Genomic DNA, 25,759 nt, shown 5'->3' on the forward strand with positions numbered 1-25,759 from the left:
GCGACAATCATGCGCTTGCCGTTTCAATCCGCACCCGGCCAATTGGCCGGGTGATGCATGGGTTTTTCAGCAAGGCCGGGGACGTTATCCAGTTTCAATCCGCACCCGGCCAATTGGCCGGGTGATGCCACCCAGCAGCGCAAGCGCAACGCGGCGGCGCTGGTTTCAATCCGCACCCGGCCAATTGGCCGGGTGATGCACCCGGTGCCCGGTTTCCTTCCCCTGTTTCTCATGTTTCAATCCGCACCCGGCCAATTGGCCGGGTGATGCCCCCGGCATGGCTTGAGAGAATGCACAACCACCGGTTTCAATCCGCACCCGGCCAATTGGCCGGGTGATGCCAGGAAAGACGAGGAAACGCCAGGATGGCCGACCGTTTCAATCCGCACCCGGCCAATTGGCCGGGTGATGCTTAAGCGCGGAGAATGAAATGGAACTGAACAAAGTGTTTCAATCCGCACCCGGCCAATTGGCCGGGTGATGCTTGCTTACCGGTTCGTGTGGCGCGTACGGATGAGGGTTTCAATCCGCACCCGGCCAATTGGCCGGGTGATGCGTAAATCGTGGGCCTCATCTACGTCCCAGAACGGTTTCAATCCGCACCCGGCCAATTGGCCGGGTGATGCAAAAAGGTCAGAAGCATTCCGAGGCTTCAAAATTGTTTCAATCCGCACCCGGCCAATTGGCCGGGTGATGCATTCTCACGCTGGAACAGCAGGAGTTCTCGTTTTAAGTTTCAATCCGCACCCGGCCAATTGGCCGGGTGATGCAATAACATCAACGTGGCTTGAATCAGTAGTGTAAAGTTTCAATCCGCACCCGGCCAATTGGCCGGGTGATGCATTTCAGCGAGGTTTTACAACAAGTCGGTCTTATGTTTCAATCCGCACCCGGCCAATTGGCCGGGTGATGCGCAGACCGAGATCCTCGCCTCGCATCGCCAAAATGTTTCAATCCGCACCCGGCCAATTGGCCGGGTGATGCGGGTGTGCGCCGAATGCAATCAGCGCCGCCTGGTGTTTCAATCCGCACCCGGCCAATTGGCCGGGTGATGCGTGGCGGCGCTGCGCACCGACCAGGCCAGCGGCGTTTCAATCCGCACCCGGCCAATTGGCCGGGTGATGCGGTCAGCTTGCGGTCGATCTTGTAGGCCAGGCTGGTTTCAATCCGCACCCGGCCAATTGGCCGGGTGATGCGGCACCGGCTGGTATGGGCGCTGGATGCCTTGCAGTTTCAATCCGCACCCGGCCAATTGGCCGGGTGATGCGGGCGTTATCCGCGCTTGAGATTGCCGCGCTTGCGTTTCAATCCGCACCCGGCCAATTGGCCGGGTGATGCTTTGCATTTTTGGTTCTCCTGTCAGTCTGGTTGAGTTTGTTTCAATCCGCACCCGGCCAATTGGCCGGGTGATGCGCGCGATGTACGCGGCGTGGAAACGCTGCAAACGCCGGTTTCAATCCGCACCCGGCCAATTGGCCGGGTGATGCCCGGGGTGTGGGCGAAATGGTGATTCCGCATGGATGTTTCAATCCGCACCCGGCCAATTGGCCGGGTGATGCGCAGGTGCAGGCGCTGAACTGGGACAGCATCACCGTTTCAATCCGCACCCGGCCAATTGGCCGGGTGATGCCGTGCCGCCCGCGCTGGTGGAAACACCCATCCCGGTTTCAATCCGCACCCGGCCAATTGGCCGGGTGATGCCTGGCGATCTGCTCAACCAGATCCGCCTGTATGTCGTTTCAATCCGCACCCGGCCAATTGGCCGGGTGATGCGGTCACGGATTTGATTGCCACGATCCAGACCAAAGTTTCAATCCGCACCCGGCCAATTGGCCGGGTGATGCAGCGCCGCAATGGCCCACCAGATAAGGCCAACCACGTTTCAATCCGCACCCGGCCAATTGGCCGGGTGATGCCCAGGCCGAAATGCTCGACCCTGACCGCACAATCGTTTCAATCCGCACCCGGCCAATTGGCCGGGTGATGCATCCGGTATCGTGATGCGCTTGACCTACCGCAAAGTTTCAATCCGCACCCGGCCAATTGGCCGGGTGATGCTAGCTAAGCACGTCGAGTGGATTTTCGCAGGAGTGTTTCAATCCGCACCCGGCCAATTGGCCGGGTGATGCATCCGCGAGCCGGACTCGGAAATCTGGCTGACCTGGTTTCAATCCGCACCCGGCCAATTGGCCGGGTGATGCCATCACAAAGCGCCGATTAGCCGTCGGCGCACGTTGTTTCAATCCGCACCCGGCCAATTGGCCGGGTGATGCAATATTTTTTGCTACACTACGAAAACTCGCAGATGGTTTCAATCCGCACCCGGCCAATTGGCCGGGTGATGCTGAACCGCGAGCTGCTGCGCGGCACGACGGCGATGTTTCAATCCGCACCCGGCCAATTGGCCGGGTGATGCAAACCACCATAGACACCTCCCCAATGGTGGTGTAGTTTCAATCCGCACCCGGCCAATTGGCCGGGTGATGCGCGGCCAGCTTTCCCTGCAGGTCGTCGGTGCAGCGGTTTCAATCCGCACCCGGCCAATTGGCCGGGTGATGCCGCTTCGGCACCATCCGGGCGCACATCAGATAGCCAGTTTCAATCCGCACCCGGCCAATTGGCCGGGTGATGCTTTGCACGCTGATCTCGCCGCCCGGCGTATTGCCGTTTCAATCCGCACCCGGCCAATTGGCCGGGTGATGCTCCGCCCACGTAACGTATCGCTACGTAAGAAGATTCCTGTATTTTCCCGCGAACTGGCTTCAGAAAGCCACTGTTTTTGGCTCATGAATTTTGTTCTGCGTGAAAAATGTTTATTAGTCATCCGGTTAGCTCCTGCGCGAAAGCCTCGGGCATTGGCCGTTGATAGAGGTTCGCGCACTCAGGCAATGAGAGGCCCTTCAAAGTCCACGGAGCGGAAGCAGCCATGTTGTTTGACGCGCACTTCCACTGGCTCGGTGATGCGGTAGAAACGCAGATTATCCTGACTTTCGTCGATTTCTGCGAGCAGTGTACGCTCCAGTTGTTCAAACTGCATTTCGTTGACGGTGCATTCGAACACGGATTTCTGTACGCGCTGTCCCATCTTTTCGCAGGCTTTTGCAACCCGTCTTAGTCGCTTGCGTCCGGCCGCAGTTTCGGTGGAGACATCGTAGGTGACGATGATGAGCATGCGGTTTCCTATTTTGCCAGATAAGGCAGGTAGCCTTCCATCTCGCCCCGGATAGTGCGTGCGATGAAACGTGCCTGGATGAAGGGTAGCAGGCCGATGGGGATTTTGTTTTCGGTGAGCGGATGGGTGATTTCTTCCTGTTTGCGTTCCTGCCAGGCGGTGACGACAGCGCGGCGGCCTTTGTCGTTGAGCATGACAGCACCGCCTTCGCGTTCGTCAAAATCAGCGGCAGTGATTTGGCCGCGGTTAATGAGGGTAAGGGCCAGCCGGTCGGCAAGTATCGAGCGGAATTCTTCCTGCAAATCCAGCGCGAGCGCGGCACGGCCGGGGCGCACGGCGTGGAGGAAACCGAGTTGTGCATCCAGCCCGGCGGCCTCAACGGCGGAGCGGCAGTCATTCATGCTCATGGCGTAGAGGAAGGAAAGCAGCGCATTGAAACGATCCAGCGGCGGGCGACGGGTGCGGCCATTGAGTGCAAATGATGCACGCGTCTGGGGTTTGACAATGAGGTTGAGGGCAGCGAAGTAGCCGCGCGCGGCTTCGCCTTCCACCCCGCGCAGTTCGTCCATGGTTTTGGCAACGGCCGCTGCGCGCAATGAGGCGGCGAGGTTGTTGGCAGTGCGGGTGAGTATTGCGGCTTCATCTGGGTCGGCGGCTTCGCGTGCACCGCGCTGCAGGTTGGTGCGGCTGTTTTTGAGTTTTCCCGCGACTACGGCACGCGCAAACTCCAGGGTGAAAGCGGGTTCCAAGGCTGCGCGGTGATGCGCCTGACGCAACAGGATATTGCCGGAAACCGGGCCTTCGAGCCGCGCTTTGAAACGCCCTGAATCATCCAGCAACACCAGCGATTTGCCTTCATCCGCCAAGCGGTGCATGAGCGCGGGCGAGACCATGACATTGCCGAAACAGACCAGCCCGCCCAAGTGATGCAGCGGTACCTGGAGCTTTTTCTCACGCTCCACGTCGATACGCAGGGTGGCGTTTTCCAGATGCGCGTAGGCGTGCGGCGTCATGACGTAGAGCGTGTTCTGGACGGTGTGCACCGCTATTTCTCCGGGTTGAATAAATCTTGTCTTTGTTGGTGCTGCTTGCTCTGTCCGGCCAGCGCCTCCGGCTGGCAAATGTCTTTCAAAGAGCACTCTTTACAGCGCGCATCGTTCACCGGAGGTGGGAGCTTGCCCGAGGCCAGCATGGCGCGAATGGCATCGGCGGTTTCTTCCACCAGTTGCCTGAGTTCCGGTGTGATGGATACTTCTCGCCGCCGGTGGCTGGTGGCGTGAAAAATCGCACCTTTGGGCACGGGGCGGTTCAGCATTTCCTCCAGGCAAATCGCCTGCGCGGCGAGCTGGATGTCGTCGTGCAACTTCTGACGCTTGGCGCCGTGTTTGAACTCGACGGGATACACACTGCCGTCTGGATGGAACTCAACCAGATCGGCCTTGCCAATCAGGTTGAGCCGGTCGCACCACACGGGCAACGCACGCTCAACACGTACGCCAGATTTGATCTCATAACCCGGCGTATCAACAAGATGATGCACGGCCTGCCCGCGCGCCGTGTGTATGTTGTCCTCGAACGCCTGTTCCAGATGAATCAACCCACACTGGCGCGGGCAGTAGATCCAGTGTTGCAGGGCAGAGAGGGCGACAACTTCGTCTGCAGGATTTGCCACTCAATCAAACAATCGTTGGATGAGTTCATCGCGCGCGAGGCCGTGATGCGCGGCTACGCTGGCGAGAATGGAGGCGAGCGTACCCAGCCTGAGCGGGTCGTGATTGGGGATGGTGATGTGATGCTCGCCACGAACGGAGCTAGTCAGCCGCATGTGACTGCCCGTCTGGCGTGTGACGCTGTGTCCCATTCGCTCAAGGCGCTTGACCAGATCCGCCCCGGAGAGATCACGCGGCACTCTCATGCCGTCAGCACTTCTTCACGGGTGATGTGCAGGCGGATCAGACCGGGCAATTTTCCTTCGTCAAAGTGGCAATGCACCGCGTCGCGGACCTGGGCGTGCAGGCTGGGTAGATCGTCGGCCTCGGTCACAATATCCACGCCAACAGCACGCGCAACATAACCGCCCTCTGGCGCTTCTTCAACAATGAAATGGATTTCGCTCATGGATACTGTCCTCCAATAACAAAGATAGCTTCTAGTATCGCCTATCCCACAGATAAAAAATATTGACCTTGAGCCGGACTCTTCAACACGACTTCTGGCTGGGTGCGGTAAGCGGCTCCGGCATTTAGAACCCGTTGATTTCTTCAGGAACCAAGTTTTCCAGGTCGGCAAGCGCGTAGCTGCCATCTGGATTGACAGTGAGTGTCCGATGCACTTTGGCCGAAGAATGCTGGCCCGATTTGCAGTTGTGTTTCCACCAGATGACTTTCAGCACCTCCATGCTGCCCGCCGGACGTGCAGATGATTCGTCATTTTCAAGCAATTTGGGAAGTACCTGCTTGATGGCTTCGGCATCGGCGTCGGAGAAGCTGGTTCTCTCGGCAAGCTGCGGGTTCATGCTGCCGCAGAACACATAAACGCCTTGGTCAACGCGGTGCTTCATTCCCATTGTATCCGAGCCGCGCTTGGTGCCGTCGCCTTCGCCACTGACGCTCTTGGTGATCTGGGTGCTGGTGATGTCTATGGGCTCGACGCTGAAGGCGGATTGGACGGTGACCGGGCCGCGAATGCCGATGGATACGCCGGTGTCGCCTTCATCGTCGCTGCCATCGTCCTTTTTCTTTCCGGCTTTCTTGTTGCTCTTCAGCGCAAACAATTGACCAAAGGCACGCACGTCAAACCACTTCTCGCAGGCGAGCTTGGCGGTCTCGTCAGACCCCAATTTGTTACCCAAAACAGCTTCGGCGCGTGCGCGCAGACTTTTTGCCTCATCTACTTTCCGATCATCTGACTGAACGAAGATCATGTTTCCGTCATCGTTCTTACCATCTGCTACCCAGCGTTCCAGCAGCCGATCCCGAATCTTCCGCTTGATCGAAACATCCGTCATTTCTCCGAAGTTTGAATAGTCAGTGCGCGGACGGTTGCCATTGAGTGGATCACCATTGGGATTGGCGTTCTTGACGCGGAGGATGACGGCGAAGTCGATTTTGTTTTGCAAAGTAGTCATGTTTGGCTCCTTGGATTAGTTTATTCGGCAGGTGTTTTTTCGGCGCTGGCGGCAGTATCCGCCTTGGGTGGGTTCAATGCCTGTCGCTGACAGTGGTAGCCAAGCAGGAATTCGCCAGAGAGTTTTCGATCGTCAAGGAAGTCCTCTTCGGCAAAGCTTGAAACGACTTCGTCGTGCAGTTTTTCCATTTCATACAAAAAGCCGGGGCGTTTGGCGCGTAGGCGCGACTTCGATGGCGTCAGGGCAAGTTCGATAGTGCGCCAAGTGCTCGCTGGCCGGTCAGCGAAGCGCTGCATCAGTTTGGCGGCGGAAGTATCGCGTGTTTCGCCGCCGACATACAGCCCTCTGCCTTCAATGTGTTCAGCAATGGCGAGGAGGCGGCCGTACAGGTAATCCCGGGATGTCCGGTCTGTTTCCAGTGTCATTTGATACTCCCTTTTATTGAAAAATCCCTTGAAAAGCGCACAAGAAATACCCAAGTTTTTCTCCCATTCCCAGTGTTCCAAACCCACCCGGTTATAGGTTCGGCGCACCACCGATTCAACGAGATCGCGGGGCAGTGGGCGACCATCGACAATGCAGGGCAGAAGCCGTTCCACCGTGGTTTTGCGCAATTTGTCGTCGAGGCGGCGACCGAAGGCGGCTTCGGCGATGTCGCGTGGGGCTGGCGTGCCAACAAACTTGGAATCCTTGCCGAAGTTTTGCGGCCAGGCGTGCTTTTCATGCCAAGCCTGAATTCTGTTCAGAAACTCCGAACCCAACAGTTCGCGATAGAAGGTGATGGCCATACGCCCAGGTGTTGCAGAGTCCAAACCCATGACGACGATGCCTTCAGTCGGGTCGAGCTGTGCGCGATACCCGGAAATCGCTTTCTTCAGCCGTAGTGCGAATGCCTGGCCAGTATCGCCCGTATCATGAAGCACGCTTTCCGTTGCCGCTTGAGCGGTCTCTTCACTGCTGAGAAAGAGCGAGAGCGAGTCCTTGAATGGATCGGGGACGGGCTTGCCTGAAACAGCCCAGGTTACAATCACCTGATCTTCGTTTCGATAGGCCTGTCGGTGGATAAGCCAGCGTAAAGCGTTGTGTGCTTTTTGGGTAACCTCATAACCGACCCCGCACGCTTGCAGGCCAGTATCATCCGTGAATCTGCCTCGGAACGTATAGCCTGAGGCATCATTGGCGCTGATCAGTTTGGCGCCATCTCCAGCGTGCCTGATTCGCTTGGGATGGCTCACGGCAAGCGCTACGTCCTCGCCAGTAACCATGCATATACCCATCAACTGTTTCGTGCTGGCATCAAACTTTGCCCAGGCTTCTTGCAATGAAGGGTCTTCCCAAACGGCAGTGCATGGATTGTTGGCTTCCCGGACATGCCAGCGGATAAACGCATCCCCTTGGTCCCGCTCGCCAGCCTTTGCGGTCAGTAAACGAAAGAGATCAGGGGCTTGATTTTCCCCTGTCCAGCGGGTCAATAACTTTCTATCGGAATCGATGTGAAGGATTTTTTCCTTGACTAGATCAGCCACTACGCAGCCCTTGCGAATATATGCAAGCACCGCCTTGGCCTTGGGATGGCTGAATTCGGATTCGCACCACTTGCCAAGTTGCGCCTCGTATTCCTTGAAAAATGAAGGTTTTCCGCCGCCGTATCCAGGGTAATCATCCGCACAGTACTGCACTTTGTCACACAGGGGATGAGGTGGCGGGGTTTTACCTGTTCTGCCCGCCGATTTTTCAGTGGCAGGGATTACTGTCTCTTCTTTCTGGACGATTCTGGCACCCTTAAAATTGCCATCGGCATCAAGCGTAATTTCGATGTGCGCTTGTTGTGGCGTGTGACTAATCGGCATTAGCCGTTCCGACCCTGGTGGTTCTTGTCCTTTGCACTGCTCATAGGTCTCATGGAGTTTCTGAATCCAGCTCATGTCATCACTCCAATTCTGCTGCTTCGTTTTCGACGCTGCGCAGGCTGCCCTTGCCGAACTTCTTTGCACCCATGTCTCGAACGAACTTGTGGATGGTGCAATCCTCCGGGCGGATGAAGCGGATATGACCATCGGTCATGGTGGGTCGCCAGAAACGAGCATGCAGTTCTTTCACGCCCGTTTCGTCGGGGTAGTCGAAGCCGTGGAACATCAGGCTGTAGGCGAGTTCTCCTGCGCCGTCGTAGTCGCCGTCATCTGAGCCAAACTCACAAGGTTCGGCATAGCCCTGACAATCCCGCGTACCCAGAAAAATGTCCTGCCGACCGCCCCGTTCCAGCATGCGCTGGGCGACGGCGTAGTGTTTGCCTTCGATCCGGTCGTCTTCCAACTCAGGCCGATACGTGTTCCATTCAAAATGGGCGCGTACTTGGTATTCCACGTCGGCCAGGAAGGTGTAAATGGCCAAAGTATTACCGCCACCGAATTCCAGTGGCTTGGTGCCCTTGGTCTGGGTGCGGATACGCTTCATCACGCGCACCTCATCAATGATCCAGATGAAGGTGGGCTTCCAGTAGATGGACTTGGCGATGCCCTTGAGCGCCTCATAGGTCGGGATGTGGTACGAACATTTTTCACCGCCGATTCGTGTCAATGGGTCAGTGAACAGTGCATGGCGTGCTGAGACTTTGAATTCAATTCTATTTCTTTCAGCCACAGAGAACCTCCATTTTTCCATCCGGTGTTTCACTCAAGCCAAACTCAGAACTGTAGTAGCGCGAGTCGGCCAGGAACAGTATGCCCGTTCCCTCCAGGATTTCCTTCACTGCATCGGCCTTGGTGAGCCGCTCCAGCGTTTGTGGGAACACGTTTACGGTGAATTGTTGTGCCCGGCGCAACAGGTCGAATTCTTTATCCGGCAGGTAGGCCGCGCATAGCGCGGTGATGATGGCGCGCCCCGCCTCTCCATGCGGGACGATGACTCCGCGTGTTGGTGCGTCAATCGCCTTGAACGCCCTAGCGGCGGCCATGAAGGACTGACGCAGGTAGATGTCGGGTGCCTGCCCCTTGGTTCTGCCATATTCGGCAGTGGCTTGTGTGTTGATTGAGAGCAGGTTGAGCAAGGTGTCGTTGTGCCCCAGTGTTCTATCGGAAGCCGGGTAATCCATATCACTGGCACGGGCGAAAAAGTAGTTCTGGTAATACCAAGCCATTGCTTCCGGCCCGATGCGGTTGTTTCTGTACTTGCCGGGATTTTTCTCGTAGTCGTCCAAAACCCGCTCTGCCTTATCGCGGCCAATGCTGATGTCAGGCAGCATGCCCAGACTTTCATCTTGCGGATTGACGACATGGACAAACCCTACTTTGGGATTTCCGTCAGCATCTTTTTGCTTTCCATTACGATTGCAACGCCCCGCCGCTTGGGCGATGGAATCCAGCCCGGCGGTAAAGCGGATGACCGCACTGAAATCCACATCTACACCGGCTTCAATCAATTGGGTACTGACGCACAACGTCGGTTCCTGCTTTTCAAGCCGCATCCGTACCTTGGCCAGAATCGACTTACGATGCGCCGGACACATACTGGTGCTCAAGTGATAAGTCGGGATAGCGGCCTGTTCACTGCATAGTCGATAGATCGTTTGCGCCGCTTTCTTGGTATTGACGATGACCAAGCAGCTACCGGCTCTCGTGGTTTCCTCCCGCGCCAGCGAGGCAATTTCATCCATTGTCCAGCCGCCTGGTTTGCGGCGGTTCAACACATCTACTCGCTTCAAATCATCAAATAATTTTTTCACATCCGGCATGAGTTCGTTGCCCTCTGGGATGCGAATGGCTCCTTTATTTGCATCGACCTTGTCCAGCAGTGGCTGAGTGGCGGTACACAGGACGACCGTGCTGCCGCATTGCTCAACCAGAAAATTGATGGCATTGTTAAACAAGTGAACGCAATTGATCGGTAGCGTCTGGATTTCGTCGAAGATCAGTACGGCATTCGTCAGCTGGTGCATCCTGCGGGCACCACGTGTACCCGCACCAAACAGGGTTTCCAGAAATTGCACACTGGTGGTGTAGATGACCGGCGCGTCCCAGTTCTCCGAGAGAATTTTTCCGCGCCAGCTTTGTTCTTCAGGGGTGAGGTTGGAATGGTGTTCGAGAACCACGCTGCTCGGCTCTATGCCCTCCGGCTCAAGGATTTTTCGCACTATGTCAGCGTTCTGGTCGATGATGGACGTGAATGGAATGACGTAGATCACCCGATCCATTTTCACGCCGTTCGTTTCCTTGTTCGCGTGATGCAACGCAAATCGTAGGCTAGCCAGTGTTTTGCCACCGCCAGTCGGCACAGTGAGAGTGTAGATGCCTTTGCCGCGCGACGCGCCTTCCAGGCAATGGCGGGAGATGTCTTGCCGAAGGTTATCGATAGGGTGACGGGGTTGAAGGGTTTCTAGGTGCTTTTCCAGACGGTCGATCAAGACATCCCATGCGGCATATCCGCCATTCGCCCTGAGTTTCTTTCCCTTGGGATTCTCAAAGTCGGCGCTATCAATGCGGTCGGCGTCAATGAGGCAACTGAACAGAAAACGCACCAACAATCCGATTTGTTGTTGCGCTACCATGCTCTTGTCATCTTTGCCCGGTGCGACACGTACAATCCCGGAAATCGCTGCTTGCATGGCTTTGAGCATTTCAGGCTTGCTAGTGAGTTCGCGAGCGCGGGTAAGGATAGCCTCGTCGGCGATGCCAAGTGCTTCATTGAAGTGGCTCCGGTCATCGGCCTTGTTCATGCGCCTGCCGAATACGTCTTCGCCAAGGCTGTTCGTATCGGAAGACAGGCAGTCGATCAGCCCGGAATGGTGGGAGGCGATGCAAAGGGAGAGGATTTGTCCGACGATCTGTCCAAGCTGTCCCTGTTTGGAGAGTTCCCGCCACACCAATTGGGCTCCGGCGGTGGAGTGGTCGATCTTGCCCTTCAGCCCGGCTGCATCGACGAATTCTTCGTCCTCATCCTGGTTGAGTAGGCCGACGGCGGACTTGATGTAGGCCTGAAACGCTGCGCTGAATTTCCCCAAATCGTGGAGCAGGCCGATCAGCTCCCCTTGTTTATCCAAACCGACTTTCCCTGCGAATACGTTTGCCAGCATCGCCACGTTACATAAATGGGTCACGAGTGATTGCGTAGCACTATCCGATTCACGATGGTGGGCGATGAACTGCGGTTTGCTCGCCACGTCCCCAGCTTCTGTGCCTTGGGCTACTTTTTTCGCTGTATGTGTTTTCACTAATGACTCGCTAATCCTGTAATCGCATTTTGTATCCTACCCCCACCCAGGCCCAAAACCTGAGCCTGCTGCAAACCCTTATCCATATTGGCCTCTGGCGCGGTCGAGCTGAATTTTGACGGCTGCTTTCAACGCATCCGGCGCGATCACTTCTACATCCGCGCCGTATTTGAGGATGTCCATGATGAGTTCTTTGTCGTTGGAATAGGGGATGCTGAGTTCATAGCGGCCGTCTTCGAGCCAGCGGGATTGTTGCTCGGGGTGCCAGGTTTCATCGGCGACCCAGCGGGCGCGGTGGGCGGTAAAGCGCAGGATGGCGGTGGCGACGGGTTGGCCTGCGAAGATGCCGTAGGCGCTGGCGAGCTGGCGGTTGAGGGTGGTGTCGGGAAGGGTTTTAGCGGGCTTGTCCAGCGTGGTTGCCTGGCGGATGCATTCGACGGCGAAAATGCGCAGGCCTTTTTTCTGATGGCACCAGGCGTCGAGGTACCAGTTGTCGCGGTAGTGGGTGAGGCGTTGCGGCGAGATTTCGCGTTCGCTGGTCTGGCTGCGGTCGCGGTTGTAATACTGGATGATTAATCGTTTGCGTTGCAGTACGGCGCCTGCGACGCTCTGAAAATGGCGCAGGTCTTTGGTGCGGGCGGCCATGGACAGGATGCGGATGCGTTTGTGCGCTTCGCCGCTGCCGAGATGTTCGGTCTGGAGGAGCGCGTCGATGCGGGTGCGGATGGGCGCAAGTGCGGAATCCAGCAGGCCGGGCTGGAGGGTTTGCAGCAGGTGATTGAGGGTGATGAGGGCATGGAGTTCTGCGCTGGTGAACCACAGGCCGGGCAGGGGGTGGTGGCCGTCCGCGGTGTCGTAGCGGTAGCCGCCGTATGCTGTGTCGAAGATGAGGGGCGCGCCGAGTTTGTTGCGCAGGTCGGTGATGAGGCGGGTGAGTTTGGAGCGGGAAATTTCCAGTTCGTCCATCAATGCCTGGCGGCTGATGGTGCTGCGCCGGCCATCGAGCAGGCGGTGCAGCCGGTAGAGGTCGTCGAGTTTGCTCAAGACGGTCTGCTCACTTCAAACCCGGGGTGATTGGCAAGTTTGCCGGTGGCCTGAAACAGGCGTAGCGGTGGTGCTTCCCTCCAGCTTCGGCGTTGATGTTTATGTTGGCTCCAATAAAACAGAATCAGCGATTTCCTAAACCTTCGTCGATAATATCACCGCCTGCGTCCTCTGCAGATGCAGGTGGATTGCAGCACGTCGGCGATCTGGTGGCGCGTAGTGCAATGAGAATCAGCACCTTCATTCAGCGAGGTTCCGTTGTTATCCTGCACGTTCAGCTCTGTATCCATGATTCCATTTCTTGAGCATTACGAAGCGGCCATTTTCTCAAAATAAATGACGTCGGGCATGATTGTTTTCGTCAGGCTCAATCCTGCAGGACAAAGAGATGCGTATCTTGTTTAAGAGGCATTGCCGAAGGGCGAGGCTTGTAACGCGAATCCGCCTGACATTGCTGTCAGAAAGACAGCAATGTCAGGCGGATTTTGTTTTTGACACGGAACAAGGTTAGGGCTGCGGCGCAGCCTTATTCATGCTGCTGAAGGCTGTAGTCAGACCCAATGCAGGCTGCTATTTTTTGGAATGGACGATATCTCCACAGGCAACGTAGACCTGTATTTCATCAGGGCTTTTGTGAACGTTGATCGCTGTTTTGTCTTTCAGGATGGTTTCCAGCGAGGCCGGCACCATGGTGGTCGATTTTCCGTCCTTGACCGGTTCCAGCTTCCATTTGGGCGCCTTATCGAGTTTGGCGCAGGTGCCTTCATGGATATGAGCGGGCTGGGCGACGCCGGCAGGTGCGTTTGTCAGTTCGATAACCACCTTGGTTTTGTGGCCTTCAGGGGTGAGTGTCGCGGTACCCGTTTCCCCCGAATCATTTTGCGCACCGAGATTGATGGTGAGGGGCATTTCCTTGGCGGCGAAAGCCGGAACTGCAAAAAAACCCGCAAGTATTACAGCCAGAGTTGTACGACGAATCATGATTCATCCTTAAAATATAAATGAGGGACTATTTGTATAGCAGGTAAAAATAAAAATACAAGAATTAATGTGCCATGAATGGTTTTTGCCCTGTGTTTTGGCGGGTGTTGATTGAGGCACTGCATTGCGTTTGCTGTCGTATTTCCTTGGAATTTGTCGGGAATCCCTGGTTTCAATGGCGCCACTTTTTTTGATAGGTACTCAACCCCACTCTGACTGCCACGGCGTTTAACAATAAAATTGCCGGATATATCAGGTTCTGAATCCGGTCTTTTCCTGCCGTGGAGAGATAAACAACGGTTTCGAGCGAGACGGCGATACAGATAATGACCATGAGCCTGGTCAAGGTTCTGCGTGCTTCCACGGGAGAACGTAATTCGCGATCCCTCAATACTTCTTCTTCCATGAGATATTTTCCATCATCATCATCATGATGATAGGCCAGGATTTTTTGTAGACAAGCCTCATTTGCTGCGGCCAATGAGGATAAGAAATGCATTTTTCACTTAAAATTAAAAAGCGATGTGTTCGATATCCTTGCCGAACTAAAAGGAATGATCCATGCCAACCCGATTGTTTGCCTTGAATGGGGTGCCCGATGACGAAGCCGAAGATGTGCGCGCCGTGCTGACAGATGGAGGTATAGACTACTACGAAACACCGGCAGGAAACTGGGGTATTTCTTCACCCGCGATATGGCTGAATGATGAGCGCCAATTGGATCAGGCCCGATCATTGATCGATGCATACCAGCGTGCGCGCATGGTTAGAGTGAGGGAGGAGTATGCGCAGATGGAAAAGGCCGGCGAACGGCGCACTGTCCTTGACGTGATCAAGGGAAATCCGCTGCGGTTTATCCTCTATCTGGCTGTCATTGCCGCCGTTGTTTATTTTTCCACGAAACCGTTTATGGATTTCGGGAAATGACGTTGCCTTGTGTCCTGAAAGCGAATGGTACGAAAGTGCGACTGATTTGAATATGGACTAGGCAGCGAATATATATCGGGGCGAATGCTTTGGTGTACTCTGCGTATGGATCAGCCATTTAATCATGGTCCGATTTATAGAAACTTGGCGTTATGCTTTGAGTACTTGGTGCTCACATGATGTACGCCGGAATTGTGTTACTCCTGTATGGTTCACTTAAATAAAGGATATCCCATGAATCTCCATTTGGCTCTTACTCCACTCGTGTCGTTGGTTGCCGGTATTCTGATCTTGGTCATGCCACGTTTGTTGAATTACATCGTCGCCATTTATCTGATCGTCATCGGTCTGATCGGGTTGTTTGGCACAGGAAATCTTCTGCGCTGAAACCAGGTGCGGATGACAATAAAATGCGCAATGCCAATCCTGTGAGTCGTTTTCCACCATAGTTCAAATTTAATCGTTTAGATAGACTGAGCGATAGGTAAAATCTGTTCCGGGTTTTGACGGAGTGTCCGCGCCCTGAAATGAATGTAATATTCCATCCCTTCAGATGAACGATGCGCAAGGGAAGGCGATGGGGATACAGATACACAGGGTGTCGACGCAGGCTCTCGAAGCGGATCGACTCAGTTTCCTGAGCCAACTCGAAGCGCTTGGGCTTGTGCAGTATGTTCAAATTATAAATGCCGAGGATGTCGGAATCCTTTGTATCAAGTTCCAGCTTCGTACTGAGGTTGCCAATGAGTTGGCGCCAGGCTGGGATACGTTGCAGCTGTGTCAGGCACTCGATCTGGATAGCGAAGGCAATTCCGACGATCTGGAACGTGAAATCCTGCTGGCCATGTTGTTGAGCCCGGTGCCATTCCAGTTTCCGAGTTATGACGAACTGGCCTCTGCGGTTCGTATCAGAAAAAACATTGTGGAAGCGGCGCGCAAGACCACTCTGGCTTTTGACACAAACGAGGCAGAACGCCCCGCCGATTGCTGGACCTATTCCGAGGATCGCGGGTTTACATTGATACCCGGCAGCCACTTGGTGACGGCATTACAGAGAGCGACGCAGCCTGACGAGTCCGGAAGGTGCTACTCTTTTTCATGCTACCGGGCCACCGAGTATGTGATTCTGCTTGGCATCGCCCAGGAGGTGATGGCCAGCAATCCGGAATTATTCCGCCGCCTGCAACAGCAGGGTGAGCGCAGAGCGATCAAGTCTGGCGAATTCCATGAAGTCTTTCTGCGCGAGTACGGCTCCATGAGCGATCCGTTGCCGCTGAAGTATTTCGTCCCCGGAGATCGAACCTGGTTCCGTAATCCTGATGATTATTCCTCGGACGTGGCGGGTTATGAGGGGTCCTGGGTATTGTATCTCGGTGGGGGACGGTTCACCAACTTCTGGAAGCGGGCCGAACCCTACACGCTGACGACGAAGTGTCTGGAGTTGTTTCATTGGCGCAACGCGACTTATCGAGATCAGGCAGGCGAGTTGCAGATTGACGAGGCGGTCGTCGAGCAACGGGTACATACTTCGTTGCAGGATCCGGCAGAGGTGGAGCGCATTCTCAAGATGATGCTGCGGCTGCGCGAACCGAGCGGTGTGTATATTGATGGCGGCTGTATCGACACTTCGCGCGAATATCCGCGCCGGGTTTGTCCGGGTACGTCAGACTTACTCCTACCCGATCATTGAGACTTCCCGGTTGGTCCTTAGCCTGTTCTCCGCTGTGTTGCCGTCTCGCTGCCATGCCGAACAGTCTGTTTCGGCATGTGTATATCGATTCTTTCCTTGATGAGGTGGCTGTGTACACAGCGGCACAAGGTAAGTTGTTTGCAAGTTGAGCAAGTTGCGTAATGATTAAGTTGCAAAGACCCACGATAGGCTGAGGCCTCCACTGGCACAAATTTTTTGTGCAGGCATTCATGACAGATCAGCATTGTTTTTTCCATGAATGGTAAGCATGCGGCAATGCTAGATTCATAAGATGGCAGAATGATGAAATTTTAGAAATTCGTTCCAGGAGATATGTATATGGCTATCAGTATGCTTTCAGCATTCAAGATTATTCCGTGGAGCGACGTGCTGACGGCGGCGCCATATATCGTCCAGGGAGCGGAGAAGCTATGGAGCATCATTGCCGGAAAACCGGCACCACAGCGCGGCAATGACCGCGCAGAGGAAGAAGTTTCCCAGTCAGTGAGTTTGTCGGCCCTGGATACCCGGGTTCACTCGCTGGAACTGTTGACTGCTGAACTTCACAAAGAAGTATTGTTGTCTTCTGAGCTGATTAAATCTCTCGCGCAGCAAAATATTCAGCTAGTCCAGGCGGTGGATGTGCTGCGTGTCCGCACACGTATTTTGTTTGTCTTTTGTGGCGCGCTTGCGGTTGTCACCACTGCGTGTGTGTTCTTGGTGGTCTTCCGCTAAAGGGTACTTGATCCAGAAAAAACCGAGTCGAGTGGAGGAAATATTATGTATCAGGGAATGTATTAAACATAAGGTGCGCAACATGGACGAAACCATAGAATTTGTAACGGTTGCACGTTCCCTCGATACCTCAGAGATGCTCATACTGAGCGCTCGCCTGGAAGCGGAAGGCATTCCGTCGTTTGTGGCGGACGCCAATATCAATCAGACCTACTCGCTGATGTCCATTGCTGCCGGTGGAGTCAGGCTGCAAGTGCCCAGTGAATTTTCTGTCGCAGCGAAAAAAATCATTGCTGACGTGAATTCGGGTTTATTGGCACTCGACGACGATGAAGGCTTTTCGGTCTGATTCCGGGCCGGAGTCTGGAGGAGAAACGCACAAGTTCTGTTCTGTACAGGACAGGAAATTCATTGCTTGCCCGGCTTTACACGTCGCTAGCTGCCGGGCTTGTCGAAGACTTGTTACGGGGTGGTGTATTGCACGCACAGCATGTCATGGACTGGTTCTGGTTTTACCGGCCAGTTTGGCAGAGGTTGATATCAACAGCTTATGATTGCCGGAATTACTGGTTGATCAATCCTGTGGTTGGCCTGTTTAAAGCCCTGAATATAGCATCAGCTTTCATTATGCAGCGCCACCAAGTGTGCGAGGACCGTACGTACGTGACCCATGGCTTGAGCAAGGGTCGCTTGTACTTCAGCGCTGCTAATGGCGATTTTGCTATTGCCGCGGCCGGCCGCATGGTTGGAGACGACACCGATGGCCGCATAATTGAGGCCGAGTTCGCGTGCCAGCGAGGCTTCGGGCATCCCGGTCATGCCCACCATGGTGGCGCCATCGCGTTCCAGGCGATTAATCTCGGCGGCGGTTTCCAGTCGCGGACCCTGTACGGCAGCATAAACGCCATGATCAATCGCGCTTTCTCCCGCGTCCGCTATGGCGGCCATAATTTTGGCGCGCATGCTTGAGCTATAGGGCTCAGTGAAGTCGATGTGCGTTACGGTTTTGTCACCGCCATTGTAAAAACTGTGCTTGCGACCATGGGTGTAGTCGATGATCTGATCGGGAACAACCAGAGCGCCTGGAATGAGGTCAGGGTGGATGCCGCCTACGCTGGCCACGGATACGATGTGAGTGACTTTTTGCTCCTGTAGTGCCCACAGGTTGGCGCGGTAGTTAACCTCGTGCGGCGGAATGGTGTGGCCGTAGCCGTGGCGTGCCAGAAAAATCACCTGATGCCCGTTGATGTTGCCAAAGGTCAGTGCACCGGAAGGCTCGCCGTAAGGCGTACGGGCGACCTGCCGATGGGTGATTTCCAGATTGTCGAGTTGAGTGAGGCCGGTGCCTCCGATAATGGCGAGCATGAATCTATTGCGCCTGCTGAATGCCGGCGACAAACCACGGTGCGTTGCGGTCGGTAGCGGATTTCTGGATATTCCAGATTTCGTCGAACGGCGCTGCGGGGGCGTTGGCTTCCTCGCGGATCAGGCCATGGAAACGCACGCTGGCGATCACCAGATTGCCTTCGGTGACCACGTCAAGCATGTCGGCATTGAGCAGCGTGACGTCGGTTTTTTGTGCGCTGGCGCCACGTTCCTGGATTTGCAGGCTGATCTCGGCAAAGACTTCGGGTGTGGTGTATTCGCGGATATCGTTGAGGTCGGCCACATCATAAGCGGCTTGCAGGCGGATGAAGTGGGCCTTGGCGTCGCGCAGGAAAGCAGCGTCGTCAAACCAGGCGGGGCGGCTGCCGGCAACTGGGGCGACCGCGGTGCTGCCCATGGGCAGTTCGGCGTTGCTCACCGGCATCGGTACCTGGATGCTTTGGCCGTGTGCGGTGTAGGCAGTGGCTTGGGGTTCGGCTGATTTACGGCGCATGGCACGCATGATGAAGAATACGCCCGCAGCCAGTGCCAGCATCAGCAGAATGTCCATGCCCTTGATCCCGTCAAAGCCGTGACCCATGAACAGCGAGGCGAGCAGGCCGCCGGCTGCGAGACCGGCCAGCGGGCCCAGCCATTTGTTGCCGCCGGCTGCCGGGGCGGCCGCGGGCGCAGCGGGCGCGCGCGGTGCAGCCTGCTGGCTGATGCTTTCACGCTGCTTGCCGAAGCTTTTGCCGCCGCCAAAGCGCTTGGCGTAAGCGTCGGTGGTGATCATGCTCATGCTCAATAGCAGGGTCAGGAACAAGACTAGGAATTTACGCATTTGGTACTCCAAAAATTAAAGCGATGAACAGTGATTCTATCAAGTACAACTTATCAAGTTTGACAGAATAAACTTGCATGAGTATCAGAAAAAACCGATGTAATCAGGTGTGGACGTCCTTCAGGGCATAGATGGCCGGCAAATTGCGCCATGCCCCCTCCACATCCATGCCGCAGCCGAATACATAGCGGTTGGGTAATACCAGGCCGACAAAGTCGGCACGTATTGGCTTACTTTGCCCGGTGTGTTTTTCAGTCAGTACTGCACAGGTGACTTCAGCTGCGCCCCGGTCCAGCAGCCGGGCACGGATGGCGGCCAGGGTGTGGCCTTCGTCGAGGATGTCGTCGAGCAGTAGTACGCTACGCCCAGCCACCGATTCGCGTGGCTCGACGATCCATTCCAGATCGCCGCCGCGCGTGTTTTTTCCATAACGGGTGGCATGGACGTAGTCGAAATCCAGCGGGAAGTGCAGCATGGGCAAAATTTGCCCGGTAAATACTACCGCGCCGCCCATCACCGATAGCAGTAACGGAGTAGTGTCTTTAAAGCGTGCAGTGATTGCGGCAGCCAGGGTGGCGATGGCAGCCTGCACCTCGGCCTCCGAGTAAATCAGATCGGCATCCTCGAGGATGCGCCAGGCGTCGGCGTTATTGATCATGACTGCTGGTTACACGCTGACGCCGGGTTTCGTACAGGCAGATGCCTGCGGACACTGATACGTTCAGGCTCTCAACGGTGCCATACATGGGGATTTTAACCAGGATGTCGCAGTGCTCGCGGGTGAGACGACGCAGGCCGCCGCCCTCGGCTCCCAGCACCCAGGCGATGGAACCCCCGACACTGGCCACTGGTAATTCGGTTTGCGCTTCGCCATCGGCACCGACAATCGTCACGCCGTATTCCTTGATGTCGCGCAGTGCGCGGGCGAGGTTGGTAACGGTGAGGTAGGGCACGGTGTCGGCAGCGCCGCAGGCTACTTTGGCTACCGTGGGAGTAAGACCGACGGCGCGGTCCTTGGGTGCGATTACGGCATTGGCGCCCATCGCATCGGCCACGCGCAGACAGGCGCCGAGGTTGTGCGGATCCTGGACGCCGTCGAGCACCAGTAATAGCAGATCGCCTTGCAGACCTTCGAGTACTTCGTCCACGTGGCGCGGTTGCTGCACCATCGTCACGCGCGCGGCAATGCCCTGGTGGCGCGGGCCGCCGGCGATGCCGTCAAGGCGCTTGCTGTCCACCTGCAAAACACGGACTCCGAGGCTTTTGGCGTGCTCCAGCAGCTCGCGTGCGCGCCCATCCTGGCGTGCGGCATCCACGAAAATTTCTTCGACGCTGGCCGGATTCTGGCGCAGGCGCGAAGTCACGGCATGGAAGCCGTAGATCAATATGCCCGCCATTTAGTGCGCTCCCTTACCGGATTTGCGACGCCGGCGCGATTTTTTTGCTGGCTCGCTGGGGGTGCTGGCTGAGTGCGTGTGGGACTTCTTGCCTGCATCGGATTTTTTTGGTTGTTTGCTGCCCTGCAACTGATTTTGTTCCGATGTCTGAGCGGGGCGGCTGGTACCGGCGAGGCTAAAGTCAATCCGGGCGGTATCCAGGCTCACGCGCACGATTTTGACTTGCACCCGGTCGCCCATGCGATAGCGTGTGCCGGTACGCTCGCCCATAATCTGGTGACGCGCCTTGTCGAAGTGGAAGTAATCACTGCCCAGTTCGGAGATATGCACCAGACCTTCCACATAAATGCCGTCGAGTGCCACGAAAATGCCGAAACCGGTCACGCTGGAAATGGTGCCGGGAAATTCCTCGCCAACCCGGTCCTGCATATAGAAGCATTTCAGCCAGGCTTCCACGTCGCGCGTGGCGTCGTCGGCACGGCGCTCGGTCATTGAGCAATGCCCCCCCAACTCGACCCAGTTACCGGGCACGTATTTTTCACCATCGAGTGCGGCCTTGATGGCGCGGTGGATGAGCAGATCGGGATAGCGCCGGATGGGGGAAGTGAAGTGGGTGTAATGCTCGTAAGCCAGGCCGAAGTGGCCGACGCTGTCCGGGCTGTATACCGCCTGCTGCAATGAGCGCAGCATCACGGTTTGCAGCAAGGCAGCGTCCGGGCGGCCCTTGATTTTTTCCAGCAGCGTGGCGTAGTCCTTGGCCTGCGGGTCATCGCCACCGCCCAATGCAAAGCCGAATTCGGTCAGAAATTCACGCAGGGCGGCGAGTTTTTCCGGGGTGGGGCCTTCATGGATGCGGTATAGCGCGGGCTGCTTTTTCTTTTGCAGAAAATCCGAAGCGCAGACATTGGCGGCGAGCATGCATTCCTCGATCAGGCGGTGCGCGTCGTTGCGGGTGACCGGCACGATTTGCTCGATCTTTTTCTCATCATTGAAAATCATCTGGGTTTCCAGCGTCTCGAAATCGATCGCGCCACGCCGTCCACGCGCCTTCAACAGTACCTTGAACAGGGTGTAGAGATTGTTGAGCTGCGGCAATAGATCGCCATGACCGCCGGCATTTTGCGGGTGCTGTAGCCAATCCCAAACCTGGTTGTAAGTGAGGCGTGCGTGCGAATACATGACGGCGGGGTAGAAGCGGTATTCCTTTACCGCACCGAGAGCGCCGATTTGCATGTCGCAGACCATGCAGAGTCTTTCGACTTGCGGGTTGATCGAGCACAGGCCGTTGGAGAGTTCTTCCGGCAGCATGGGAATGACGCGGCGCGGGAAATATACTGAGTTGCCGCGATTGTAAGCTTCGGTGTCTAGTGGATCGCCGGGCTGTACATAATGCGACACGTCGGCGATTGCTACGACCAGGCGGAAGCCTTTTCCTTGCGGCTCGCAATACACCGCATCGTCGAAATCGCGCGCGGTTTCACCATCGATGGTGACGAGCGGCAGGTGGCGAATGTCTTCGCGTCCGGCATGGTCTTTTTTGAGCACTTTCTTGGGCAGTTTTTTGGCGATTTTTTCCACTGCCTCAGGAAAAATATAGGGCAGCGAATGCTTGCGCAGTGCAATTTCGATTTCCATGCCGGGGTCGGCGTAACTGCCCAGCACTTCCACCACGCGTCCCATCGGCTTGGCGTATTTACCGGGTTGTTCGATGATCTCGACCGTGACTACCTGACCGGTCTGGGCGCTGCCCTCATTGCCGGCGGGAATGAGAATATCCTGGGTGATGCGCTTGTTTTCCGGGGCCACCAGCATGATGCCCTGCTCCACCAGCAGGCGCCCGACGATATGGGTATTGACACGTTCCAGCACTTCGACAATTTTGCCTTCGCGCCGTCCGCGCCGATCCAGGCCGATTTCACGGGCCATGACGCGGTCGCCGTGCATGGCTTTCTGCATTTCGCGCGGCGACAGGAACAGGTCGTCGCTGCCGTCATCGGGGGAAAGGAATCCGAAACCTTCGGGATGGCCTTCCACGCGACCCTTGATCAAGTCGAGTTTTTCTACCACGCACAGGTCGCCGCGCCGGTTCTGCATCAACTCGCCATCGCGTTCCATGGCGCGCAAACGGCGCGCAAACAGGTCGATTTCTTCGGGAGCAATATCGAGCAATTCAGCCAGCGTTTCCGGCTGTAGCGGCGCACCTTGCTGGCGCAATACATCCATGATGAATTCGCGGCTGGGCAGCGGGTGCTCATAGCGCTCGCGCTCGCGTTCCAGATGCGGATCAGTCGCACGCATGCCAGTAAGGTGCGTGGTTTCCGCGTGTGCCGTGGGTTTTTTCATTGACAAGTATCCTTGATCATTTATAATGCGCGTCTTTCCAGCCCAGATGGCGGAATTGGTAGACGCACATGGTTCAGGTCCATGCGGTGGCAACACTGTGGAGGTTCGAGTCCTCTTCTGGGCACCAGATTAGCAGTACATCAAACTCAAAAGGGCAGCGCCAGCTGCCCTTTTCGTTTTTTTGCATTGCCAGTCCGAATTCAGTCATCCGTATTGCCTTGAATACCGTACCCGTACACGCACGAATACGGCGGTTATTGCTCAGTTAAACGGGTGTCGCAACACGATCGTCTCTTCGCGGTCGGGACCGGTAGAGATCATGTCGATCGGCACTTCGCACAAGTCCTGCATGCGCTTCAGGTAAGCACGCGCATTTTCCGGAAGGTCTTCGTAACGCTTGATGCCGACGGTGCTTTCTTTCCAGGCGGGCATTTCTTCGTATACCGGCTCGCACTTGGCTAGCGTTTCCGCGCCTACCGGCAGGATATCTGAGAAGCCACCATCCAGATTGTAGCCTACGCATACGCGTAGTGTTTCCATGCCGTCGAGAACGTCAAGTTTGGTTACGCACAATCCGGATACGCCGTTAATCTGTATCGAACGTTTTAATGCAGCAGCGTCAAACCAGCCGCAGCGCCGCGCGCGACCGGTAGTGGAACCGAATTCATGGCCGCGCTCGGCCAGATATTTACCGTTGTCATCAAACAGTTCGGTCGGGAAAGGGCCGGATCCGACCCTGGTGGTGTAAGCCTTGGTGATGCCCAGCACATAATGCAGGGTATGTGGCCCGACGCCAGCACCGGTGGCTGCACCACCCGAGGTACAGTTGCTTGAGGTGACGAAAGGATAGGTGCCATGATCGATGTCAAGCAGCGTGCCTTGTGCACCCTCGAACAGCAGATTGTCACCGGCACGGTTGGCTTCATACAAGAGCCGTGGCACGTCGGCCACCATGGGTTTGATACGCTCGGCCAGCAGCAGGGTTTCTTCCAGCGTACGGCTAAAATCAACCGGTTCGGCGTGGAAATAGTTTTTCAGCACGAAGTTGTGGTAATCGAGTACTTCGCCCAGCTTGGCTGCAAAGCGCTCGCGGTGGAATACGTCCTGCAGGCGAATGGCGCGGCGCGCCACTTTATCTTCATATGCGGGCCCGATGCCACGTCCGGTGGTGCCGATTTTACCGGCACCCTTGGCAAGTTCGCGCGCCTGATCGAGAGCGATGTGGTGCGCCAGGATCAACGGGCAGGCTTCAGAAATTTTCAGGCGTGAAATAACGTCAATACCAGCCGCTTCCAGCATGTCCACTTCTTCCAGCAATGCTTGCGGAGATACCACCACGCCATTGCCGATAAAACAGGTGACTTTGTCTCGCAAAATACCGGAAGGGATAAGATGCAGCACGGTTTTTTTGCCGGCCACAACCAGTGTATGCCCGGCATTGTGGCCGCCTTGAAAGCGCACCACGCCTTGGGCGTGATCGGTGAGCCAGTCCACGATCTTGCCCTTGCCTTCATCTCCCCACTGCGTGCCAATGACGACGACGTTCTTGGTCATGTTGATATCCAAACGATTTATCGAAAATTATTTTGTCAGAGGGGCGACTTCCCATTCGCCTTTGTTGTCGAGCAGTATGCGGTCGCAGTTGAGTTCGCTGCGATCAGCTTCGTGACCAGCCAGTTCGACGACTACAATCTCACCGCTACTGCGCAGTTGCTGGATTTTCTGCGCCAGTTTGGCGTTTTTCAGATAGGGCGCCAGAATGCCTTTTGAGCCGGGAGAACGCCAGAACAGTGTGGCAATTTCGCGCAGATCAAGGCTGAATCCAGTGGCAGGGCGGGCGCGGCCAAATGCTTTGCCGACCTCGTCATAACGTCCGCCCTGCGCCAATACGTTGGTATGCGTTCCCGCATAGGCGGAAAACACCACACCGCTGTGGTAGTGGTAGCCGCGCAGCTCGGCGAGGTCAATATTGATTTTTGCACTACCCTTGAGTTCATTTTCGATGGCGCGCAATTGTTCCAGGGCCTGGGTGATTTCCAGGCTGCTAGGCAAAATTTGAAATGCTTCGTCCAGCACCTCTACCCCGCCATAGAGCGTGGGCAGTGCGGTAAATGCGGCACGGGTTGCCTCGTCCATGCCGTGGGTCAAATCGCGAATGGCCGGGGTGTCTTTAGCCTGCAGCGCCTGGAACAAGGCGGCTTCTTTCTCTGCGGGAACGTGCCCGTAAGCCATCAATCCGCCAAATACGCCAACATGTCCAATATCCAGATAGAGGTCACTGACGCCAGCGAGAGCCAATGCATCCAGCATCAGTCGCTGGATTTCAACGTCGGCTTCGTAACCGCTGTGGCCGTAAAGCTCGGCACCTACCTGCAGTAATTCACGCGAGCGATTCATGCCTTCGGGCAAGGTGTGCACAACGACACCGGCATAACACAGGCGCGTCACCCCCTGATGATTGAGCAGATGCGCGTCGATGCGCGCGACTTGTGGAGTGATGTCTGCCCGCAGACCCATCATGCGTCCCGATAATTGGTCCACCAGCTTGAACGTACGCGTGTCCAGGTCGCTACCCGTACCGGTGAGTAGCGATTCCAGATACTCCAGCATGGGTGGGGTAACCAGTTCGTAGCCGTGAGTGCGGAACATGTTGAGCGTGCTGAGGCGCAGGTACTCCAGACGCCAGGCGACCGGTGGCAGGAGATCTTCGATATATTCAGGTAATAGCCAGTTATGCATGGGAATGAGATGCAAGCAGAATTAACAAACCGCTGAGCATAGACGCGAGTCCGGCGAAGCGCAACTGGCTATCATTCAGGATGACCATCTTACGAAACGCTTCACGCCATAAACTGGGCGCCACTGACGGCAGCAGGCCTTCCAGCACCGGCATCAGTGCAATGGCAGTGAGGAAGTTGCCACCGTTCATGG

Annotated in this window: 25 protein-coding genes, 1 tRNA gene and 1 CRISPR repeat array (1 of these 27 running past the window's edge); of the genes, 6 read left to right on the forward strand and 20 right to left on the reverse strand. The window is 56.0% G+C overall.

Annotated elements, in window-relative coordinates:
- Positions 1-2,703: direct repeats of the CRISPR family, unit length 37 nt; unit sequence GTTTCAATCCGCACCCGGCCAATTGGCCGGGTGATGC (it extends 195 nt beyond the left edge of the window).
- Between the two features lie 178 nt (positions 2,704-2,881).
- The 12 genes from cas2 to EI185_RS14715 all read right to left on the reverse strand — a co-directional run bounded on the left by cas2 (position 2,882) and on the right by EI185_RS14715 (position 14,029).
- Complete coding sequence (gene cas2, locus EI185_RS14660) at positions 2,882-3,172, reverse strand: CRISPR-associated endonuclease Cas2 (RefSeq protein WP_124705897.1); 291 nt, start codon at positions 3,170-3,172, stop codon at positions 2,882-2,884.
- 8 nt (positions 3,173-3,180) lie between these two features.
- Entirely contained in the window at positions 3,181-4,215 is a 1,035-nt protein-coding gene (cas1c, locus tag EI185_RS14665; RefSeq protein WP_124705898.1) for a type I-C CRISPR-associated endonuclease Cas1c, read from the reverse strand.
- A 2-nt stretch (positions 4,216-4,217) separates the two neighbouring features.
- Positions 4,218-4,844 (reverse strand): CRISPR-associated protein Cas4, encoded by a 627-nt coding sequence (gene cas4 / locus EI185_RS14670; RefSeq protein ID WP_124705899.1) that lies wholly within the window; start codon positions 4,842-4,844, stop codon positions 4,218-4,220.
- Positions 4,845-5,087, reverse strand: a complete 243-nt coding sequence (locus EI185_RS14675) for a type II toxin-antitoxin system HicA family toxin (protein WP_124705900.1) — start codon at positions 5,085-5,087, stop codon at positions 4,845-4,847.
- Positions 5,084-5,290, reverse strand: a complete 207-nt coding sequence (locus EI185_RS14680) for a 2-oxoisovalerate dehydrogenase (protein ID WP_124705901.1) — start codon at positions 5,288-5,290, stop codon at positions 5,084-5,086. Before EI185_RS14680 ends, EI185_RS14675 begins: the two co-directional genes overlap by 4 nt.
- 124 nt (positions 5,291-5,414) lie before the next feature.
- Positions 5,415-6,299, reverse strand: coding sequence for a type I-C CRISPR-associated protein Cas7/Csd2 (gene cas7c, locus EI185_RS14685; protein WP_124705902.1), 885 nt, complete (start codon positions 6,297-6,299; stop codon positions 5,415-5,417).
- Positions 6,300-6,319: 20 nt separating this feature from the next.
- Positions 6,320-8,224, reverse strand: coding sequence for a type I-C CRISPR-associated protein Cas8c/Csd1 (gene cas8c / locus EI185_RS14690; protein ID WP_124705903.1), 1,905 nt, complete (start codon positions 8,222-8,224; stop codon positions 6,320-6,322).
- Between the two features lie 4 nt (positions 8,225-8,228).
- On the reverse strand, positions 8,229-8,939 hold the full coding sequence (gene cas5c / locus EI185_RS14695; protein WP_223247868.1) for a type I-C CRISPR-associated protein Cas5c: 711 nt from the start codon (positions 8,937-8,939) through the stop codon (positions 8,229-8,231).
- Positions 8,932-11,505, reverse strand: a complete 2,574-nt coding sequence (cas3, locus tag EI185_RS14700; protein ID WP_223247869.1) for a CRISPR-associated helicase Cas3' — start codon at positions 11,503-11,505, stop codon at positions 8,932-8,934. The genes cas5c and cas3 overlap by 8 nt, the downstream gene beginning before the upstream one ends.
- A gap of 78 nt (positions 11,506-11,583) precedes the next feature.
- On the reverse strand, positions 11,584-12,549 hold the full coding sequence (locus tag EI185_RS14705; RefSeq protein WP_124705904.1) for a helix-turn-helix transcriptional regulator: 966 nt from the start codon (positions 12,547-12,549) through the stop codon (positions 11,584-11,586).
- Positions 12,550-13,119: 570 nt separating this feature from the next.
- A complete protein-coding gene (locus tag EI185_RS14710; RefSeq protein WP_124705905.1) occupies positions 13,120-13,530 on the reverse strand; it encodes a hypothetical protein in 411 nt (136 codons plus the stop codon).
- Between the two features lie 172 nt (positions 13,531-13,702).
- Entirely contained in the window at positions 13,703-14,029 is a 327-nt protein-coding gene (locus EI185_RS14715; protein ID WP_223247870.1) for a hypothetical protein, read from the reverse strand.
- Positions 14,030-14,091: 62 nt separating this feature from the next.
- Between EI185_RS14715 and EI185_RS14720 the strand changes: the two genes are divergently transcribed.
- The 5 genes from EI185_RS14720 to EI185_RS14740 all read left to right on the forward strand — a co-directional run bounded on the left by EI185_RS14720 (position 14,092) and on the right by EI185_RS14740 (position 17,231).
- Positions 14,092-14,457, forward strand: a complete 366-nt coding sequence (locus EI185_RS14720) for a DUF6164 family protein (protein WP_124705906.1) — start codon at positions 14,092-14,094, stop codon at positions 14,455-14,457.
- A gap of 234 nt (positions 14,458-14,691) precedes the next feature.
- A complete protein-coding gene (locus EI185_RS14725) occupies positions 14,692-14,844 on the forward strand; it encodes a DUF3096 domain-containing protein (protein WP_124705907.1) in 153 nt (50 codons plus the stop codon).
- Between the two features lie 166 nt (positions 14,845-15,010).
- On the forward strand, positions 15,011-16,147 hold the full coding sequence (locus EI185_RS14730; RefSeq protein ID WP_223247871.1) for a TGL-type protein-glutamine gamma-glutamyltransferase: 1,137 nt from the start codon (positions 15,011-15,013) through the stop codon (positions 16,145-16,147).
- A gap of 339 nt (positions 16,148-16,486) precedes the next feature.
- The gene (locus tag EI185_RS14735; RefSeq protein ID WP_124705908.1) at positions 16,487-16,882 is read left to right on the forward strand and encodes a hypothetical protein; all 396 of its coding nucleotides are present in this window, start codon (positions 16,487-16,489) and stop codon (positions 16,880-16,882) included.
- An 82-nt stretch (positions 16,883-16,964) separates the two neighbouring features.
- A complete protein-coding gene (locus EI185_RS14740) occupies positions 16,965-17,231 on the forward strand; it encodes a DUF2007 domain-containing protein (RefSeq protein ID WP_124705909.1) in 267 nt (88 codons plus the stop codon).
- 266 nt (positions 17,232-17,497) lie between these two features.
- Here EI185_RS14740 and EI185_RS14745 read toward each other — a convergent pair whose 3' ends face one another.
- The 5 genes from EI185_RS14745 to rnr all read right to left on the reverse strand — a co-directional run bounded on the left by EI185_RS14745 (position 17,498) and on the right by rnr (position 22,828).
- A complete protein-coding gene (locus tag EI185_RS14745) occupies positions 17,498-18,247 on the reverse strand; it encodes an S-methyl-5'-thioinosine phosphorylase (protein WP_124705910.1) in 750 nt (249 codons plus the stop codon).
- 4 nt (positions 18,248-18,251) lie between these two features.
- Positions 18,252-19,088 carry a Tim44 domain-containing protein gene (locus EI185_RS14750; protein WP_124705911.1) on the reverse strand — a complete coding sequence of 279 codons (837 nt, stop codon included), beginning with the start codon at positions 19,086-19,088 and terminating at the stop codon, positions 18,252-18,254.
- A 103-nt stretch (positions 19,089-19,191) separates the two neighbouring features.
- Positions 19,192-19,746, reverse strand: a complete 555-nt coding sequence (locus EI185_RS14755; RefSeq protein ID WP_124705912.1) for a hypoxanthine-guanine phosphoribosyltransferase — start codon at positions 19,744-19,746, stop codon at positions 19,192-19,194.
- Positions 19,736-20,485, reverse strand: a complete 750-nt coding sequence (gene rlmB / locus EI185_RS14760) for a 23S rRNA (guanosine(2251)-2'-O)-methyltransferase RlmB (protein ID WP_124705913.1) — start codon at positions 20,483-20,485, stop codon at positions 19,736-19,738. Before rlmB ends, EI185_RS14755 begins: the two co-directional genes overlap by 11 nt.
- Positions 20,486-22,828 (reverse strand): ribonuclease R, encoded by a 2,343-nt coding sequence (gene rnr / locus EI185_RS14765; RefSeq protein ID WP_124705914.1) that lies wholly within the window; start codon positions 22,826-22,828, stop codon positions 20,486-20,488.
- A 40-nt stretch (positions 22,829-22,868) separates the two neighbouring features.
- Between rnr and EI185_RS14770 the strand changes: the two genes are divergently transcribed.
- A tRNA-Leu gene (locus tag EI185_RS14770) sits at positions 22,869-22,955 on the forward strand.
- Between the two features lie 134 nt (positions 22,956-23,089).
- On the opposite strand, the gene EI185_RS14775 is transcribed toward EI185_RS14770, so the two are convergent.
- The 3 genes from EI185_RS14775 to EI185_RS14785 are packed head-to-tail and all read right to left on the reverse strand — an operon-like array spanning position 23,090 to position 25,757.
- Positions 23,090-24,382, reverse strand: a complete 1,293-nt coding sequence (locus EI185_RS14775; protein WP_124705915.1) for an adenylosuccinate synthase — start codon at positions 24,380-24,382, stop codon at positions 23,090-23,092.
- 27 nt (positions 24,383-24,409) lie between these two features.
- The gene (locus tag EI185_RS14780) at positions 24,410-25,567 is read right to left on the reverse strand and encodes an ATP phosphoribosyltransferase regulatory subunit (RefSeq protein ID WP_124705916.1); all 1,158 of its coding nucleotides are present in this window, start codon (positions 25,565-25,567) and stop codon (positions 24,410-24,412) included.
- Entirely contained in the window at positions 25,560-25,757 is a 198-nt protein-coding gene (locus EI185_RS14785; RefSeq protein WP_124705917.1) for a DUF2065 domain-containing protein, read from the reverse strand. Before EI185_RS14785 ends, EI185_RS14780 begins: the two co-directional genes overlap by 8 nt.
- Between the last annotated feature and the right edge of the window lie 2 nt (positions 25,758-25,759).

Source organism: Sulfuriferula multivorans (assembly GCF_003851125.1).
Lineage (GTDB): Bacteria > Pseudomonadota > Gammaproteobacteria > Burkholderiales > Sulfuriferulaceae > Sulfuriferula > Sulfuriferula multivorans.

Coding starts and splice junctions, on each gene's coding strand:
- cas2 (WP_124705897.1), bottom strand. CDS start 3,172: ATGCTCATCATCGTCACCTACGATGTCTCCACCGAAACTGCGGCCGGA.
- EI185_RS14675 (WP_124705900.1), bottom strand. CDS start 5,087: ATGAGAGTGCCGCGTGATCTCTCCGGGGCGGATCTGGTCAAGCGCCTT.
- EI185_RS14680 (WP_124705901.1), bottom strand. CDS start 5,290: ATGAGCGAAATCCATTTCATTGTTGAAGAAGCGCCAGAGGGCGGTTAT.
- cas7c (WP_124705902.1), bottom strand. CDS start 6,299: ATGACTACTTTGCAAAACAAAATCGACTTCGCCGTCATCCTCCGCGTC.
- cas8c (WP_124705903.1), bottom strand. CDS start 8,224: ATGAGCTGGATTCAGAAACTCCATGAGACCTATGAGCAGTGCAAAGGA.
- EI185_RS14710 (WP_124705905.1), bottom strand. CDS start 13,530: ATGATTCGTCGTACAACTCTGGCTGTAATACTTGCGGGTTTTTTTGCA.
- EI185_RS14715 (WP_223247870.1), bottom strand. CDS start 14,029: ATGCATTTCTTATCCTCATTGGCCGCAGCAAATGAGGCTTGTCTACAA.
- EI185_RS14720 (WP_124705906.1), top strand. CDS start 14,092: ATGCCAACCCGATTGTTTGCCTTGAATGGGGTGCCCGATGACGAAGCC.
- EI185_RS14725 (WP_124705907.1), top strand. CDS start 14,692: ATGAATCTCCATTTGGCTCTTACTCCACTCGTGTCGTTGGTTGCCGGT.
- EI185_RS14730 (WP_223247871.1), top strand. CDS start 15,011: ATGAACGATGCGCAAGGGAAGGCGATGGGGATACAGATACACAGGGTG.
- EI185_RS14735 (WP_124705908.1), top strand. CDS start 16,487: ATGGCTATCAGTATGCTTTCAGCATTCAAGATTATTCCGTGGAGCGAC.
- EI185_RS14740 (WP_124705909.1), top strand. CDS start 16,965: ATGGACGAAACCATAGAATTTGTAACGGTTGCACGTTCCCTCGATACC.
- EI185_RS14745 (WP_124705910.1), bottom strand. CDS start 18,247: ATGCTCGCCATTATCGGAGGCACCGGCCTCACTCAACTCGACAATCTG.
- EI185_RS14750 (WP_124705911.1), bottom strand. CDS start 19,088: ATGCGTAAATTCCTAGTCTTGTTCCTGACCCTGCTATTGAGCATGAGC.
- EI185_RS14755 (WP_124705912.1), bottom strand. CDS start 19,746: ATGATCAATAACGCCGACGCCTGGCGCATCCTCGAGGATGCCGATCTG.
- rlmB (WP_124705913.1), bottom strand. CDS start 20,485: ATGGCGGGCATATTGATCTACGGCTTCCATGCCGTGACTTCGCGCCTG.
- rnr (WP_124705914.1), bottom strand. CDS start 22,828: ATGAAAAAACCCACGGCACACGCGGAAACCACGCACCTTACTGGCATG.
- EI185_RS14775 (WP_124705915.1), bottom strand. CDS start 24,382: ATGACCAAGAACGTCGTCGTCATTGGCACGCAGTGGGGAGATGAAGGC.
- EI185_RS14780 (WP_124705916.1), bottom strand. CDS start 25,567: ATGCATAACTGGCTATTACCTGAATATATCGAAGATCTCCTGCCACCG.
- EI185_RS14785 (WP_124705917.1), bottom strand. CDS start 25,757: ATGAACGGTGGCAACTTCCTCACTGCCATTGCACTGATGCCGGTGCTG.